This window comes from Alteromonas sp. MMG017 (assembly GCF_018100795.1).
Lineage (GTDB): Bacteria > Pseudomonadota > Gammaproteobacteria > Enterobacterales > Alteromonadaceae > Alteromonas.
In genome coordinates, this window is record NZ_JAGJDY010000001.1 from 68,020 (window position 1) to 84,038 (window position 16,019).

The window sequence follows — 16,019 nt, forward strand, 5'->3', positions numbered from 1 at the left end:
ATAAAGCTACTGATAGCCGCATTTCATGCAAGCTTAACCATTGATACTTATGCATTTTTACCCAGCATCACCAATTTAGTGAAATTACGCCCCAAAAAAGTGCGAAAACTCAAGAATAAAAACCCATTCAAAATTTAGGGTCTTTTTATACGTATATTAGTAGGAAATTTACATTCAACTGCGCTTTAGTGAGCGTACTTACGCGCTTTTATCAGCAATTTACGCTCAAATGAACAAGCTTAATTTAATTAGTGGTGCAATTTCAGGATTAGAGACGCGTCGAATTTTAGGCATTACTGCGTAGGAAATGGAATTGGTAACTGGTCGACACTCGGTCGCGGGCCCACAGGGTCGCTTTATTCAATCTTATATGCTGCTAACGTAATTTGAAGTATAAAATTTGGAGCGGAAAACGGGGTTTGTAACTCGCCGAGAACCGGTCGCGGCCCCACAGGGGGCTCACTAATCAAAGTGATTAATGTTTTATTCGTTCAGAGTATAAAAATTTGGAGCGGGAAACGAGATTCGAACTCGCGACCCCGACCTTGGCAAGGTCGTGCTCTACCAACTGAGCTATTCCCGCATACAAAAAAAGGCACTTCGTTTTGAAGTGGTGCGCATTGTACAAAAATATTTTTATTTGGCAACCATTAATTGGATTTTTTTGTACAAACGCACCTTTACCGCTTAAATCGTGAACACTTTCTCACGATAGTAGCGCATTTCTTCAATAGACTCGCGAATATCATCAAGGGCAAGATGAACACCCTTTTTATCAAATCCGTCTAATACTTCAGGCTTCCATCGCTTAATCAGCTCTTTTACGCTGCTCACATCGATACTGCGATAGTGAAAGTATTCTTCTAGCTCTGGCATGTACTTCACCATAAAGCGTCTATCTTGACCTATAGTGTTACCACACAAAGGCGATTTACCTGCATCAACATAGTCAGCTAAAAATGCCATAGTTTGACGTGCAGCTTCCGCTTCAGTCACCGTGCTGGCACGACAACGCGCAGTAAGCCCAGTTTCACCGTGTACCCGCGTACACCACTCATCCATACTATCGAGCACGTCATCAGGCTGATGCACTGCAATAACAGGGCCTTCAGCTAGCACATTTAGCTGTGCATCTGTGACTATGGTGGCAATTTCCATTACCACACAAGTCTCTGGATCGAGCCCTGTCATCTCCATATCAATCCACACTAAATTACTGTCGTGCTTTGTCATCGGCTTCCTCTTAGTACTGAGGCATGGCAACCATGCTCTACAAACGTTATTATAAGTGCAGTATACGTGAACTAGAAAAGAATCGTGGCGAAAAAACCAAAACTTACACACAGACAGAAACGCCAAGTCGCAGCCAATAGAAGTAAACGGTTGCAAGATAAGCATGGTGACAATAAGCAATCATCGCTAGATGAAAGCCAATTGATAAGCGGCGTTGTGACCGGTCGCTTTGGTAAACATGCCGATGTTGAAGACGCCGAGGGCAATGTGTCACGGTGTCATATCCGCCGAACCGTTGACTCTGTGGTATGTGGCGATAAGGTACTTTTCAGTAAAGGCGACGATGCCGACTCTGGTAGTGTACGTGGTGTTATTGAAATTGTTAACGACCGCCATTCAGTGCTTACCCGCCCCGATTTTTACGATGGTATAAAGCCCATCGCCGCTAATATCGATAAAATTATTGTGGTAAGCGCTACCCTGCCTTCATTATCTACTCACATTATCGACCGCTATTTAGTGGCCTGTGAAGACATTGGTATTACGCCCTTTATTGTTTTAAACAAAGTAGAGCTCCTTTCACAAAGTGAAAGAGAAACCATTAATGAGCAATTAAAGGTTTATACCGACTTAGGTTATGACGTGCTTTTCACCAGTTGTAAGACCGGTGAGGGTATTGATGAGCTTAATGCCTACCTTGATAACAATGTTAGTGTTTTCGTAGGGCAATCGGGTGTAGGAAAATCCAGCTTAATTAATCAAGTTTTGCCTGGTGCCGACATTCTCACCGGTGCAGTATCAGATAACTCAGGCTTAGGCCAACACACCACTACCGCAGCCAAGCTACTGCATTTACCGGCTGGCGGTGATTTAATTGACTCTCCAGGGGTTCGTGAATTCGGCTTGTGGCACATTCCCACCGAACGCATTACTTGGGGTTTTATTGAATTTAGAGATTATTTAGGCGGGTGTAAATTCCGTGACTGTAAACACCTTAACGATCCTGGCTGTATTCTTCGGGAAGCGGTTGATGAAGGAAAGATTAATGCCGAGCGTTTTGCTAGCTACCACAAAATATTAACTACTATGGACGAGCAGCGTCCGAGCCACAGTCAACCACCTGGCGCATAAGGCTAGTATTTATTATTTTATGGCTTGTTGAAAACACACATAGATACTACTTCAACAAGCCCACCCCTTCTGGCTTATTCCAACTTTGTAGCATACATAATCTTAAAGTTGCTTACGCGCATATAAGTTAGGGTACAATTAACCTGTCTTTTTAATGGAGAGCTTTCGTGCTGGACTGGCTTAAAATAAACTTACAATACATTACCCCTAAACATTTGTTGTCACGCCTAGTAGGCAAATTAGCGGCAGCAGAGCTTGGTGGTTTCACTACGTTTCTTATCAAGCTTTTCATCAAGCAATATAATGTTGATATGAGCGAGGCCTTACATTCAGATCCTGCCCATTATCGCAGTTTCAATGCCTTCTTTACTCGCCCATTGAAACCAGAAGTTCGCGCTGTTGACCCACGAGAAGAGGTGTTAATTCAAGCGGTAGATGGCACGGTAAGTCAATTTGGCGACATTGAAGCTGACAGTATATTTCAAGCTAAAGGGCACGATTTTAGCCTTACTAGCCTATTAGGCGGAAAGCCAGATTTAGCGGCACCGTTTAAAGACGGAAAATTTGCTACCATTTATTTAGCCCCACGAGACTACCATCGCATTCATATGCCGGTAGAGGGTACGCTGACCGACATGGTGTATGTGCCTGGTGAGTTATTCTCAGTAAACCCACTTACCGCTCAAAACATCCCAAGCTTGTTTGCCCGCAATGAGCGTGTTGTCGCGTTATTTGATACCCCTGTAGGCAAAATGGCAATGGTATTGGTTGGTGCTACGATTGTTGCCAGTATAGAAACCGTTTGGGCAGGCACTGTATCGCCACCTACCGGTAAAAATGTTCAACACTGGGCTTACGAAAAAGATACCGAAGCGAGCGTACACCTTGAGAAGGGCGATGAGCTAGGTCGCTTTAAGTTGGGCTCGACCATTGTGGTATGTTTCGAAAAAGACATGATTGATTTTGATGCATTAGCACCTGGGCAAGTAACCCGTTTAGGTAAACCTATGGCTTTTGTTGCGAACGCTTCAGTCAATACTGATGCAAGCGCTGACTTAGACGCTAACTCAGGCGCTGATTTAGGCACGCAAGCGACAACAAGCTAGTTTATGAATGCAGTAAAACGAAGCTTGATATCACTGCACTTTACCGTTGTTCTATTGGGCGGTACCGCACTTTTTTCACACTTAGTGCCCCTCAGTGCCAGTGATATCACGCTAATGCGCTCGGCATTTGCCTGTATCGCATTGTTCCTCTTCCTTAAGTTTTCTAGCGAAAACTTGACGCTGGCAAGCCGCAAAGATTATCTGGTAGCGATAGGGCTAGGTATTTTGATGGCCCTTCATTGGGTAACCTACTTTGCGGCGATGCAATACTCTAGTGTTTCGGTAGGTATGATTGCGCTATTCACTTTCCCGGTGATTACCGTACTGATAGAGCCATTCTTTGAAAAAGTAAGCTTGGTATGGCAAGACATAGTATCTGCGCTAACGGTTATTGCAGGTGTATATTTTATTGTGCCTGAAACGTCGCTGGATAATGACATTACCTTAGGCGTACTTATTGGCGTAGGCTCTGCGGTGCTTTATGCGTTCAGAAACCTTATTCACCGAAAACACTTCAAACAATACAGTGGCGCTAAAGCCATGGCGTGGCAAACTTTAGTCATTGCTATTTTCTTGCTTCCTACTGGTAGTAATGAAATTACAGATGCCCCGATGAGTGCATGGTTAATGCTACTGTTATTAGGGACTGTCTTTACCGCGTTGCCACACGCTTTAATTGCAGCAAGTTTACGTCATTTGCGAGCAAAGACCTTTTCACTTATTGCCTGTATGCAGCCTTTCTACGGAGTTATTCTTGCCGTATTACTGTTAGACGAAAACCCCAGTGGCAGCACACTATTGGGCGGCATTCTTATTACTTCTGCCTCTATTTACGAAACGCTCAATACCCATAAACTGCATGGCAAGTCCGACAAGGACAGTGACTAAATGCTTATTATTGCCCACAGAGGTGCGAGTACGCTTGCGCCTGAAAACACCCTTAAAGCATTCATACTAGCCTTCAAGCAACAATCAGATGGAATAGAGTTCGACACCTACCAGCATGATGATGCCATTGTGGTTTTTCATGATAAAACCCTAGGGCGCACTACAAACGGTTCAGGGTTGTTATTACAAACCCCACTGGCAGAGTTAAAGCAGCTAGACGCCGGAGAAGGTGAAGTTATCCCTACCTTGGAAGAGGTGCTAACTACCTTGCCTGATGGAGCGCTTTGCAATATTGAAGTAAAACACTTACATAATGCCGAAACCTGGGTGCAAGATGTAAAACAGGCCGTGAAAGATGCACGAATAAATCCGAATACGTTGCTTGTTTCTTCGTTTAATCATCATTGGTTAGCCGCGATAAGTGCATTATGGCCACAGGTGGCTATTGGCGCATTAACCGCTACCTATGCGCTTGATGCTACGCACTGCGCCCGCCAGCTTAAAGCGAAATCTATTAATATTGCATTAGATGTAGTGAATGCTGATTTTGTGAATACGGCGAAACAGGCAGGATTGGATGTGTATGTTTATACGGTGGATGAACCTGAAGATATGCTTCAATTGAAGCGGTGGGGTGTAACCGGTATTTTTACCAACGTACCCAACATAGCAAAACGAGTTCTTAATTAAGACGCTAACACTTTGGGTTTTTGGTTTATAAGAATTTACGTCAGAAAATTAACGTGGAATTTAAACTATTCTATTTCGGTAGATAAGTGATTAGAAAATACCGTTTCTTTACAGCACTTACATTGACGACACAAACGCATGTTAATCCAATGCCCTGCCACAATAAGTAAAGCACCCACAGCAATGGTGAACGGCTCGTAGGCTTCACCAAACATATTCTTGTTCCAGTAAATCGCACCACCGGTAAACAGTAACGCCAACGGATAATAACGACCGTGATAGCGAGTGGCCCCGCCGATAAGTGCAACCGCACCAATAATTAACGAAATAGTTAATATGGTTCGTTCAAACCAAATTTGTGCAAAAAATGAAGAACCAATAAGTGGCAACAACGGCACAACAACAGGCAGCGCTAGGCAATGCAACGCACACAAGCTCGACACCCAAATGCCAAGTCTGTCTAATTTTGTTGGATTGTCTTCTACCGGATTCATTTACTGTACCTTTGTAACATCAAAAACTTTAAAACTCGTCACTGTACACGCTTTAGTTATAACAATAGCTGCACGCGCACTGTAACCGCAGAGTAACCCTGCCAGAGACGTTATAATATAACATTTTAAGGGGAATGCGAAACTTTCCCCTATGATATTTTCAATCTTTAACAGAACAAAATGCCATAAGTGAAGATTCAAGTTGGTAAACAACTGATTATTAATAGGTAAAATATCGACGTGCTGATCATGGAAAAAGCAGAAAAGGAAAAAGTAGTGCTTATTGCTTCAATGAAACTAACAAGGGCTATTCATTAGGCGCGGAGACTATTCATTGGGCGCGGAGGCTATTCATTGGGCGCGGCCGCTTGAGCCTCTGACAGCGGTTTTCGATAGGCTTCTTTTGCCAAGGTGCTATTAGAGACACCATTGGAGGTATTAGCCACTTCCTCGAAGTAGTCATTTACCGACGCCAAAGCAATTCCCTCGTTAACGAGGTTAGGCAAAGTGTGTGCTAAAAAGGTAATGGTTTCTGGATAGGGATGTGCAATAACCACAACGGTGCCATTTCGTTTAGCTAATCGTTTTGTGTATTCGAACTGCTTATTAAGTGATGCTACCGAGCGATCATTATCCAGGAACACCTGCCGGCTCGCGTTAGGCACCCCCACTCTATCTGCCACTTGTTGCGCTGTGGTATTTACACTGGTTCTACTATCGACAAAGAAAAGTCCTTGGCGCTTTATCTCTTCCATAATGGTTTGCATGGCGGGTTCTTTAACCGTAAATGCACTGCCCATGTGATTATTAACCCCCACCGCATTTGGCACACTTTTGAGTGCAGCTCTTAGCGTATGAGTAATGGCAGCAGGATACATATCGGTAGATAAACCTAAGGGGCCCATGGCTTTGCCACTGGTTGATTGCATTGGCATGTGTAACATGACCGCACGGCCTTGCTGCTCGGCTTTACGTGAAATAGTTTGTGCAAGAGGGGTTTGCGGTAAAATGGAAAAGGTAACTTCACTAGGAAGCGCAAAGGCCGCCATATCTGATTTTCGGTATCCCAGATCATCAAGAATTATAATAACGCGAGGCTTTACAGGGATAGTCGCTGACCCAGCAGCATGACTCGTAAAACTCGTCATTATTATTAACGATAAAATACACAGACGCCAAAGCACCTTCATCTACGTTTATTCACTTCCATTATTGATTTTATTATTTCCGCGCGCACTGCTGGTACTAACAACTAGGCTAAACCAAATAAGAGCCAAGCCAGATAAAAAGTGTTGTTGCATCTTGGTTACACTGAACCAGCATTAATGCAGCATACCAATTTACAAAAAGGAAACAAGCACTGCTAAGCCGTTCTTAGTGTGTAAAGGTTGCGTAAAGAGTGACCAGGTCGCTCAATTTCAGCTTTAATAGTCGATAAGGTTACAACGTATACTATTTATTGTGGAGTAATTATGATTTCTTCTGTAAACAGCTCAGCCATGCAAGCAGGCATGCCGCCTCGCCCTGAAGGCCAAGCACTTAGCGATACTCAAAAAGAATCTGTAAGCGATATTTTGTCATCTTATGACCCAGAAAACTTATCAAGCGAAGATGCTGCTTCCATTGTAGAACAATTCAAAGAGGCAGGTATCGAGCCAAGTAAATCTTTGAATAGCGCGTTAAGCAGTGCAGGTTTTGAAGGTAAAAATATTGCTGAATTAGCGGGTATGGGCAAACCACCGCCTCCTCCACCACAACAAGAAGCATCGAACTTACCAGACAATTCCACATTTTCAATAACGGTATAATCCGTTCGAGCATTGGGGTTTAACTTTTTGCACTGGGCTTTTGAATAAGCGCTGGACTCACTTTGCGCAGCGTTTTTACCGTACATCAAAAGATGAGGTTGAATCAGTGCGATAAGTGAAACCAAGCTATTGTAGTTGCGAAATCAATTAAACCAAGCGGTGGGGTTTAGCGCTTTTCCCTTATGACGTATTTCAAAATACAAATTAGGGTAATCTTGTCCGCCGCTTCTTCCTACCAAAGCAATGCTTTCACCAGAAAGAATATCGTCGCCAGCTTGTTTCAACAACGCTTGGTTGTGCCCGTAAACACTCATATAACCTTCGCCATGGTCGACAATGGCCACTAAACCAAACCCGCGAAGCCAGTCAGCATAAAGTACCTTGCCCGATGCCACGCTTTTTACCGCCTCGCCTTCAGAACCATCAATAATAATACCTTTCCAGCGCACTTGCCCTTGCCTACGGTTGCCAAAGAGTTTACGAATGTGACCTTCAACAGGCACTAACAACTTGCCCTTTAATTTGGCTAACCCATCAAGCGATACCTTGGCTCTAGCGGCAGCGCGCTCGGCAGCAATACGGGCGGCTTCAATAGCGTCTAGTAACGCTTTTTCATTTGCCTGCATGGTGGCAATTCGTCCGCTTTCACTGGCGATGGTTTTATTAAGTTTGGCTAACGTTTGCTTTCTATCGTCTTGGCGAGTTAACAATACCCCGCGCTGACTTTCTTGTGTCTTGCGAAGGGCGAGCAGAGATTCCGCTTTTTCAGCCAGTTCTTCGGTTACCGCTTCAAGGCGAGCTACGTTGTCTCTGAAACGAGTAATTTCTTGCTGACGGGCTTTGGCTAAATACTGATAGTACGTAATGACCCGTTCGAAATTACGGGCATCTTCTTGATAGAACAACATTTTAGCGTAGTCGTAATGCCCTGCCATAAAGGCACTTTTCAACTGACTTGAAAGTAAGGACTGTTGCTGGCGAATAGCTTCTTTTAAGCCTTCTTGCTCTTCAACAAGCGCTTCTTCTTCCGCTAACACACTATTTAATTGCTGTTTGTTTTGCGCCAAGGCTTTCGCCACTTTCGCTATTTCAAGTTCTGAGCGCTTGAGTACTTGCTCAAGTTCTTGTGCGCTAGCTTTGTTATTTTCTAAAACCTGCTGACGCGCTCTTAATTCAACTTGCAATTCTGCCAGCTTCTCTTGGCTAACATCTTGCGCAGCCGCGGTAAATGAGACTATGCCCAAGCCGAATATGGCAGCCAGAAAACATACAATTGAGCAAAAGCGTTGAGTAAACATAAAAAGGTAATAGCAGCCTTTGGCGGTGTATTGGTGGTAAAAACAGATTGCAGAATTTGCCTACAATCATGGTGATAGTTAGCGTATCAGTGTATCTGAGGGCTAGATTAAATCCCAGTGCAATTTGGTTGTAATATCAAGCAGCTATTGTACCGCACACAATTACCATACACGCTTGTCTATTGCAGGGTGGTTTCTCGCCCGTTTTTCTATATACTTTGCACTCTTTTCATGGTCTGTAGACAAGGTTTGAAGTAATGGATCAGCTAATAGCGTTTGCCAGCGATAATATTGTACTTGCTGGTGTATGGGTTGCTTTGGTGGGCATGTTGGTGTTTAGCTACATTTCAACGTTTACCTCTTCAATCAAAGAAGTAAATACACACGAAGCCACTTTATTAATGAATAAAGACGATGCGGTTGTCTTCGATACTCGTGCGGCTAAAGACTTTAAAGCGGGGCACATTTTAGGTGCTAAGCAAATAAAACCAGAAGAATTACGCGAGAAAAACTTCGCTAAGCTTGAAAATAGCAAAGATAAACCCATTATCGTTGTATGCGCCATGGGCAATCAAGCTCGTGGTACAGCTGGTGCGATGTCAAAAGCGGGTTTCACTAATGTGAAAGTGCTTAAAGGCGGCATGAACGCGTGGCAAAGTGCAAGTTTACCGATTTCAAAATAATAGGTGATCATAGTGAGTAAAGTAGAGATTTACACCAAGGGCCATTGCCCATACTGCCATCGTGCTAAAGCACTTCTCGCACAGAAAGGTGTTGAGTTTCAAGAGTACCCTATTGATGTTCAGCCAGAATTGCGTGACGTAATGATTGAGCGCGCCAATGGCGGTTGGACAGTGCCTCAAATTTTCATCGACGATAAGCACGTAGGTGGCTGTGATGAAATGATGGCACTAGAAGCACAGCAAAAACTAAATCCTATGCTTGGGTTAGCATAACGCGTCAGCGCGTAAGCAACGCAATACATTAAAGTAAAACGACAATTAAACAGGAAATATCATGGCTGACGATAATCAGACTACCAATGGCGCCGCAGCAGGCGACCAAGCGCAAGCCCCTCAATTCAACATTCAGCGTATCTTCACTAAAGATATCTCTTTTGAATCGCCAAATGCGCCGGCTATTTTTACTAAAGAGTGGAAGCCAGAAATTAAGCTAGATATTGACACTAGCACAAACAAACTAGACGAAAATGTTTACGAAGTTGTGTTGTCAGTAACCGTTACCGCTACCCTTGGCGAAGAAACTGCCTTCTTGTGTGAAGTTCAGCAAGCCGGTATTTTTGCTATTGGCGAAATGCCAGATCAGAACAAAGCGCATACGCTAGGTTCATTCTGCCCGAACATGCTTTTCCCGTATGCTCGTGAAACGATTTCAAACCTTGTTAACCGTGGAACTTTCCCTCCACTGAACTTAGCGCCAGTTAACTTCGACGCTATCTTCGCTGCTTACGTTCAAAAGCGTGCACAGCAAGCACAAGGCGAAGCGCCTAAGATGGACGCGTAAGCACCATTATGATGAACCCGAATTCGGTTTCAGTATTAGGGGCGGGGTCGTATGGCACCGCCCTTGCTTTTTGTTTAGCCAGAAATGGTCACCCCACCTTATTGTGGGGGCGCGACGAAAAGCACGTGGAGGCACTGGCTTCAAGCAGAGAAAACGCTCGCTATTTGCCAGGCGCTACCTTTCCTGATGCGCTTAATGTAGATGCCAATTTAGAAACGGTTATTGCCGCTAGCCAAGATATTCTTGTCGTCGTGCCAAGCCATGGCTTTGCTGCAATGCTTCAAAGCATTAAGCCTTTGTTGCAGCCTACCCATAGAATAATCTGGGCAACCAAAGGGCTTGAACCTAAGACCGGTCGCCTACTACGAGAAGTTGCAGAAGAAATTCTGGGTACGGCGTATCCGCTAGCCGTGTTATCAGGCCCCACGTTTGCGAAAGAAATGGTGGCGGGCTTGCCTACCGCTATTTCGTTGTCATCCACAGACGAAACCTTTGCTGACGAATTTGCTGCTAAGCTGCATTGTGCGAAATCGTTTAGGGTATACAAAAACCCTGACTTCACCGGCGTACAATTAGGCGGTGCGGTGAAAAACGTGATTGCCATAGGCGCTGGGTTAGCCGATGGGTTAGGTTTTGGTGCCAATGCGCGTACGGCATTAATTACGCGTGGTCTTGCAGAGCTTACTCGCCTTGGCGTGAAGCTTGGCGCGCAGCCAGAAACCTTTATGGGCATGGCTGGCCTTGGTGACTTAGTACTAACCTGTACTGACAATCAATCACGTAATCGTCGATTTGGCTTAGCCTTAGGGCAAGGTAAATCTGTCGACACGGCGATTGAAGAAATTGGGCAAGTGGTAGAAGGCTATCGCAACACAGAAGAAGTGCATGTGTTATCGCATAAAGTAGGTGTTGAAATGCCGATTTGCGAGCAGATTTACGCGGTACTTTATCACGGTAAATCGCCCAAAGAGGCCGCATTAACCTTACTCGGTCGCGATCTCAAAAACGAAGGCTAGTTTGTCTTGCTAAACCGCTTAAAAAAACGCGCAGCTTCAAATACTGCGCGTTTTTTTATGTCTAGCGTGCGCCGTCGTAACCTAACTGACGCCAGCTTTCATACACAAACACCGATACCGCATTCGATAAATTCATACTTCTGCTGTCGGGTAGCATGGGAATACGTACTCGCTGTTCAGGCGGAAGCGCATTAATCACATCGTCGGGTAAGCCTCTGGTCTCTGGCCCAAACAATAAGGCATCGCCTTTTTTATATTGTGCATCGCTGTGAAATGCTTTGCCTTTGGTAGTACAAGCAAAGATTCGGCTCGGTTTTTCACTTTCAATGTAAGCATCTAGCGAAGCATGGCGCTTAACGTGTGCAAATTCATGGTAATCCAGCCCAGCCCTACGTACACGCTTATCGTCCCACTCAAACCCAAGAGGCTCAATTAAATGCAACATGAAGCCGCTATTGGCGCATAGGCGGATAATATTTCCGGTATTGGGGGGAATTTCTGGCTGATAAAGTACGATGTCTAACATGCTGGCTCACTGTCGAAATGCTAAATTGCCACGATTTTAAATGGCGATAACGAATGGGCGCTCATGCCCATTCGCGCTATTTTACGCGCTTAGAAAATCAAATACAGTAGAAAGTGCAGCGTCACGAATATCGTCTGATTCGGTAAGTACTTCGTGATACGCCACAGGAATAATTTCTACCTCAGCATTGGGGAATTTAGCCGCCACGCGACGTTGGCGTTTATTCTCAATAATACTGTCGCCATCTGCACTTAATATTAACGAACGGGTAGTAATAGAGGCCGCATTAAGTTCAATGGTATTCATTGCGGCTTGCGCTGCACGTAACCACTCGGTTGTTACACCGCCAAGTTGAATTTGGCGTTCTTCATCATAAAGTTGACGGAATAAGCTGTAGCGACTTTTACTATGCGTAAGCTTATTTAGGGCATAAGGAAATGCAATATAAGGCGTTTGCCCGAAGAAATAACCCGACTCACGCTTTTTCATTTTATTAATACTAAGCCCTACATTTATAAGGCTATTAGCCAACCAATTGGGTAGCGCCGGTTTGATACCAAACATGGGGGATGCAAGTACGGCTTTGTCGAACAAATTAGGGTCTTTTAATAGGGCTAGTGCGCCAATTGCGCCGCCCATAGAATGGCAAAGTAACTGCAACTCGCCCTGTTGGCGTGGAATTACAATATCATTCACGAAGGTAATTAAATCATCCACATAATCAGCGAAATCCGCCACGTATCCATGTTGAGGATCGTGAGTCATACGGCCCGATAACCCTTGACCGCGGTGATCAAGAATGAACACTGCAAAGCCATTTTGGTACAAATCGAAAATGAGCTCTTTGTATTTTAAGTAAGACTCGATACGCCCAGAACTTATCACCACCGTGGATCTGGGGTTTTCAGGTATGCACCATGCGTAGCGCACATCAATGTTATCTTTACCAACAAGTTCGCCAAGGGTGACAGAAGTTTGCCAAAAAGGATTTATTGCAGTGGCAAACGTTGAAGCTAAGTCTTGCTCTGACGTAAACGTCCAGCTCATAGAGGCATATCCTAATAGAATCGTGAGGCAGTGAACGCGTGAACGCAACACGGCAATGTGGAGCTATGCGCGTTGAGTGTCTTCTAACTTACGAGGGAAGGATAGTGTGACGCTTAGGCCACCTTCTTCTCTTGTCACTGCTTTTATTGCGCCATGATGCAATTCTACGGCAGCTTTTGCAATGGATAAGCCCAAGCCTACCCCGCCAGAAGCTCTTTCTCGGGCTAGGGTTGCACGATAAAAAGGAGCAAATACCCGTTCGCACTCTTCACTTGATAAACCTTCACCATCGTCGCAAATGGTCACTGCCCACTCGGTTTCAGTCACCGTAAACTCAACCGTTGTTAAGTATGTGCTGTGGCGGATGGCGTTACGTAATACGTTCTCTACCGCACGGCAAAGTAAAACTTGGTCTACCAATACCGTCAGCTTGGGTATTTCGTCTATATCGAGGGCTTTATTACTATTCGCGGCTTCAAACTGCCCATCGGTAAAAATGTCGCGAAACAACAGAGATAAAGAATAGGAAGAGAAGGTGGTTACCCCGTTTTCAGCGCGACTTAGTTCCAACAATTGCGTGACTAGGGCTTCCATACGCTCAGCTTCTCGTTCAATACGCGCTAGTGACGCAGGGTCAACATTTTGCTGATGCGCCAAGCCAAGAGCCATTTGCAATCGTGCAAGGGGAGAACGTAGTTCGTGGGATATATCCGCCAGTAAGCGCTTTTGGGCGCTCCACATTTTTTCCAGCTGATTAGCCATTGAATTGAAATCTCTACCCAACTGACCTAGCTCATCTTGGCGCTTATCCGTGTTATCAATACGCGTGTCCCAATCGCCATTTGATAGTAAGCGAGCAGACTTTTGAATGCGTAGAATTGGACGGGTAAGCGATTTTGCGAATAACCATGACAATAGAAACGTAGTTACAATGGCAATACAGAGAAACAACATAAAAGGAGGGGATTTTTCGCCAAGCGGTTCAAATTTCGCAAAAAACAGTGCAAATCGTTTTCCATCTCGTTCAAAGAACACAGGCCCGGTTATCTTTAAGGCGCCACGATTCAGCGTAATAGGTACTTTTTGATCGACAATACGCTGAATATCTTTTCTATCCTCTTCGCGTAAGGGAGGACCACCTGAGGCTATCACACGCCCCGACTCTACATGAACTGCGATGGCTCGACCTCTTAAAGCGCGAGCACTTCTATCAATTGCCACTCTCAATGGCCCACGCATCGCATTGTCACTGTTAATACCATCAAGGACACGCTCTAGTTGGTCGAGTTCTTTTACAGAAGGCGTATTGACCTCAAGCTCTTCAAAGAAAAAGCGACTCCCCCACCCTGCTAGTACAGCGGTAAAAATAAAGGTTGCCCAAAACCATAAAAACAAACGCCCCATAATGGCGCGGGCTGGGTTTAATTTGCGTAGAAACGTCATTGACCAGATAGCAACATGTAACCCACACCACGAATAGTTTTAATTTTTTCGATAGTGCTAATAGCGGCTATTTTTTTACGTAAGTTACTCACATGCATATCGATACTTCTATCAAACGCTTGAAGCGATTTACCTAAAACCTTCAAACTAATTTCTTCTTTTGTTACTCGGCTTCCTGGGTTTAGCATTAGTAACCGGAGGATAGAAAACTCTGTACTGGTTAAGGTCATTTCAACCTCACCGACTTTGGCGACCTGGCTACTGCTACTTAAAAATAGCTCGTTCACAATCAAGTCTTGTTCAATAGTACCACCGCTGTTGGTCAAAGCTAGTCTTCGAAATATGGCTTTAATTCGCGCCACCAGCTCTCTATGATTAAATGGCTTTGGCAAGTAATCGTCAGCACCTAGCTCTAACCCTAGAATGCGGTCGTAGTCGTCACCGCGCGCCGTTAACATTAGCACTGGTGTAGCATGGCTCACTCTTAATTTCTTAAGTACATCGAAGCCATCCATTTTAGGCATCATGACATCAAGCAAAATAAGATCGTAATGACCACCAGCCGTCGCTTCCGCCAACCCTGCCTGTCCGTCATTACTGACCTGAATTTGATACCCCATACTTGATAGATAGGTGGCTAGCATGTCAGTTAGTTCATTATCATCATCGATAATAAGAATAGACTGTAAATGAAACTCTGAACTCATGTTTTTGAAACCTACGACGGCTTGATTCATCTTTCGGATACCCAAGTATAATGCATAGAGGAATGACAACGGTTAAATACTGCACGCTGTGCTTTAAAGCTAAGAAACACAATGAGCGGCTACCTAGCCATTCCCACACACAAACGATGGAAATGATAAACTTTGTGACCGATAGAATCTGCGTATGGTTCAAACTTTACACAAGCTTTACACTGCATTGACTGCTTTTGCCCGCAGAGCGAGTAAGCTTCTGGAGTGCGAATACAAAGGAGACGCCCGTGAAATCAATTCTCATTGCTGGGTTATTAGCTACCACTTTTACCCTAGCCCATAACGCTAGTGCGGCCCCCAATGGCCCCAAAATGCGAGATCATGCTCCTGGGATGGAAATGATCAAAACGTTAAGCCGCCTTTCTCTCTCTTCAGAGCAAATGGATGAGGTGAAAAACCTTGTAACCGCGTTTAAGGCCAACCACGAACGGCCAGACGCTCCCCCAAAGAAACCAGAAATGTCCGGTTTCGCCAGCCTGTCGGAAAGTGAAATTCGTCGTTTTGTTGAAACCAGAATGCTGAAACAACATGAGCAGCATTTTGCTATTGCCGAACTTCGTAGTCAGATTTATCGCCTGCTTTCAGAGTCGCAACGCAATATGCTAACCGAGTTTGAAGCTAAGCGGGAAACTAAGCGAGAAGCAGCCCACGGTCTGAAAAGAGGGGCTAATAGAGGTGCTGACAGAAGTGCTATGCGAGGCCAGCCACCAAGAGGCCCTCGCCTACCGTTTGAAGAACTGCAACTGACTGACGAGCAGCTAGCATCACTAGAAACCTTAAACGCCACTTTTCGTGAAACCCGCTTTCAACACAAAGTGACAATGGATGCACTCAAAGACGCTCGAAAAGCTCTTGTAAGAAGTGGCAATTTTTCTGAATCTGCGTGGGATGCCCTTTATGCTGAATATAAAGATGATCTCGTTAACGCAGCAATAGAAGACATTACTCATAAACAAGCCACGTATGCTGTACTGACCGACGCCCAGCAAGTCGAGATGCAGCAAAAGCGCGAAAACATGGACGCGCTTCGCCGTTTGTTTAGCGATAACTAACCCTA

Annotated in this window: 18 protein-coding genes and 1 tRNA gene; 10 read left to right on the top strand and 9 right to left on the bottom strand. The window is 44.7% G+C overall.

Annotated features, from left to right (window positions below; all coding sequences use genetic code 11):
- Positions 1 to 507 precede the first annotated feature (507 nt).
- Both J8L84_RS00345 and orn read right to left on the bottom strand, forming a co-directional pair.
- Positions 508 to 583: transfer RNA gene (locus J8L84_RS00345), tRNA-Gly, on the bottom strand.
- Positions 584 to 687: 104 nt separating this feature from the next.
- Complete coding sequence (orn, locus tag J8L84_RS00350; RefSeq protein WP_211068954.1) at positions 688 to 1,233, bottom strand: oligoribonuclease; 546 nt, start codon at positions 1,231 to 1,233, stop codon at positions 688 to 690.
- Between the two features lie 84 nt (positions 1,234 to 1,317).
- Between orn and rsgA the strand changes: the two genes are divergently transcribed.
- From rsgA to J8L84_RS00370, 4 genes are all read left to right on the top strand, one after another.
- Positions 1,318 to 2,364 (top strand): small ribosomal subunit biogenesis GTPase RsgA, encoded by a 1,047-nt coding sequence (rsgA, locus tag J8L84_RS00355; protein WP_211068955.1) that lies wholly within the window; start codon positions 1,318 to 1,320, stop codon positions 2,362 to 2,364.
- Positions 2,365 to 2,531: 167 nt separating this feature from the next.
- On the top strand, positions 2,532 to 3,470 hold the full coding sequence (gene asd / locus J8L84_RS00360) for an archaetidylserine decarboxylase (protein ID WP_211068956.1): 939 nt from the start codon (positions 2,532 to 2,534) through the stop codon (positions 3,468 to 3,470).
- A 3-nt stretch (positions 3,471 to 3,473) separates the two neighbouring features.
- Positions 3,474 to 4,358 (top strand): DMT family transporter, encoded by an 885-nt coding sequence (locus J8L84_RS00365; RefSeq protein WP_211068957.1) that lies wholly within the window; start codon positions 3,474 to 3,476, stop codon positions 4,356 to 4,358.
- Positions 4,359 to 5,048 carry a glycerophosphodiester phosphodiesterase family protein gene (locus tag J8L84_RS00370; RefSeq protein ID WP_211068958.1) on the top strand — a complete coding sequence of 230 codons (690 nt, stop codon included), beginning with the start codon at positions 4,359 to 4,361 and terminating at the stop codon, positions 5,046 to 5,048.
- A gap of 65 nt (positions 5,049 to 5,113) precedes the next feature.
- Here J8L84_RS00370 and J8L84_RS00375 read toward each other — a convergent pair whose 3' ends face one another.
- Both J8L84_RS00375 and J8L84_RS00380 read right to left on the bottom strand, forming a co-directional pair.
- Positions 5,114 to 5,542 carry a MerC domain-containing protein gene (locus J8L84_RS00375; RefSeq protein WP_211068959.1) on the bottom strand — a complete coding sequence of 143 codons (429 nt, stop codon included), beginning with the start codon at positions 5,540 to 5,542 and terminating at the stop codon, positions 5,114 to 5,116.
- 347 nt (positions 5,543 to 5,889) lie between these two features.
- A complete protein-coding gene (locus J8L84_RS00380; RefSeq protein WP_247670483.1) occupies positions 5,890 to 6,690 on the bottom strand; it encodes a divergent polysaccharide deacetylase family protein in 801 nt (266 codons plus the stop codon).
- Positions 6,691 to 7,014: 324 nt separating this feature from the next.
- On the opposite strand from J8L84_RS00380, the gene J8L84_RS00385 reads away from it, so the two are divergent.
- Positions 7,015 to 7,350 carry a hypothetical protein gene (locus J8L84_RS00385; protein ID WP_211068961.1) on the top strand — a complete coding sequence of 112 codons (336 nt, stop codon included), beginning with the start codon at positions 7,015 to 7,017 and terminating at the stop codon, positions 7,348 to 7,350.
- A gap of 143 nt (positions 7,351 to 7,493) precedes the next feature.
- Here the strand turns inward: J8L84_RS00385 and J8L84_RS00390 are convergent, their stop codons facing one another.
- Positions 7,494 to 8,648, bottom strand: a complete 1,155-nt coding sequence (locus J8L84_RS00390) for a peptidoglycan DD-metalloendopeptidase family protein (protein ID WP_211068962.1) — start codon at positions 8,646 to 8,648, stop codon at positions 7,494 to 7,496.
- 257 nt (positions 8,649 to 8,905) lie between these two features.
- Here J8L84_RS00390 and J8L84_RS00395 point away from each other — a divergent pair, with 257 nt between their 5' ends.
- The 4 genes from J8L84_RS00395 to gpsA all read left to right on the top strand — a co-directional run bounded on the left by J8L84_RS00395 (position 8,906) and on the right by gpsA (position 11,188).
- Positions 8,906 to 9,331: a rhodanese-like domain-containing protein gene (locus tag J8L84_RS00395; RefSeq protein ID WP_061996933.1), complete on the top strand. Its 426-nt coding sequence runs from the start codon at positions 8,906 to 8,908 to the stop codon at positions 9,329 to 9,331.
- A 12-nt stretch (positions 9,332 to 9,343) separates the two neighbouring features.
- A complete protein-coding gene (gene grxC, locus J8L84_RS00400) occupies positions 9,344 to 9,604 on the top strand; it encodes a glutaredoxin 3 (RefSeq protein ID WP_211068963.1) in 261 nt (86 codons plus the stop codon).
- Between the two features lie 61 nt (positions 9,605 to 9,665).
- Positions 9,666 to 10,172, top strand: a complete 507-nt coding sequence (secB, locus tag J8L84_RS00405) for a protein-export chaperone SecB (protein WP_013785633.1) — start codon at positions 9,666 to 9,668, stop codon at positions 10,170 to 10,172.
- Between the two features lie 11 nt (positions 10,173 to 10,183).
- Positions 10,184 to 11,188, top strand: a complete 1,005-nt coding sequence (gene gpsA, locus J8L84_RS00410; RefSeq protein ID WP_211069291.1) for an NAD(P)H-dependent glycerol-3-phosphate dehydrogenase — start codon at positions 10,184 to 10,186, stop codon at positions 11,186 to 11,188.
- A 61-nt stretch (positions 11,189 to 11,249) separates the two neighbouring features.
- Here the strand turns inward: gpsA and trmL are convergent, their stop codons facing one another.
- From trmL to J8L84_RS00430, 4 genes are all read right to left on the bottom strand, one after another.
- On the bottom strand, positions 11,250 to 11,714 hold the full coding sequence (gene trmL / locus J8L84_RS00415) for a tRNA (uridine(34)/cytosine(34)/5-carboxymethylaminomethyluridine(34)-2'-O)-methyltransferase TrmL (protein ID WP_211068964.1): 465 nt from the start codon (positions 11,712 to 11,714) through the stop codon (positions 11,250 to 11,252).
- A gap of 81 nt (positions 11,715 to 11,795) precedes the next feature.
- Entirely contained in the window at positions 11,796 to 12,761 is a 966-nt protein-coding gene (locus J8L84_RS00420) for an alpha/beta fold hydrolase (protein WP_211068965.1), read from the bottom strand.
- A 63-nt stretch (positions 12,762 to 12,824) separates the two neighbouring features.
- Positions 12,825 to 14,204, bottom strand: coding sequence for an ATP-binding protein (locus J8L84_RS00425; RefSeq protein WP_211068966.1), 1,380 nt, complete (start codon positions 14,202 to 14,204; stop codon positions 12,825 to 12,827).
- Positions 14,201 to 14,941, bottom strand: coding sequence for a response regulator transcription factor (locus J8L84_RS00430; protein ID WP_211068967.1), 741 nt, complete (start codon positions 14,939 to 14,941; stop codon positions 14,201 to 14,203). The genes J8L84_RS00425 and J8L84_RS00430 overlap by 4 nt, the downstream gene beginning before the upstream one ends.
- A gap of 248 nt (positions 14,942 to 15,189) precedes the next feature.
- On the opposite strand from J8L84_RS00430, the gene J8L84_RS00435 reads away from it, so the two are divergent.
- On the top strand, positions 15,190 to 16,014 hold the full coding sequence (locus J8L84_RS00435; protein WP_211068968.1) for a Spy/CpxP family protein refolding chaperone: 825 nt from the start codon (positions 15,190 to 15,192) through the stop codon (positions 16,012 to 16,014).
- Positions 16,015 to 16,019 lie beyond the last annotated feature (5 nt).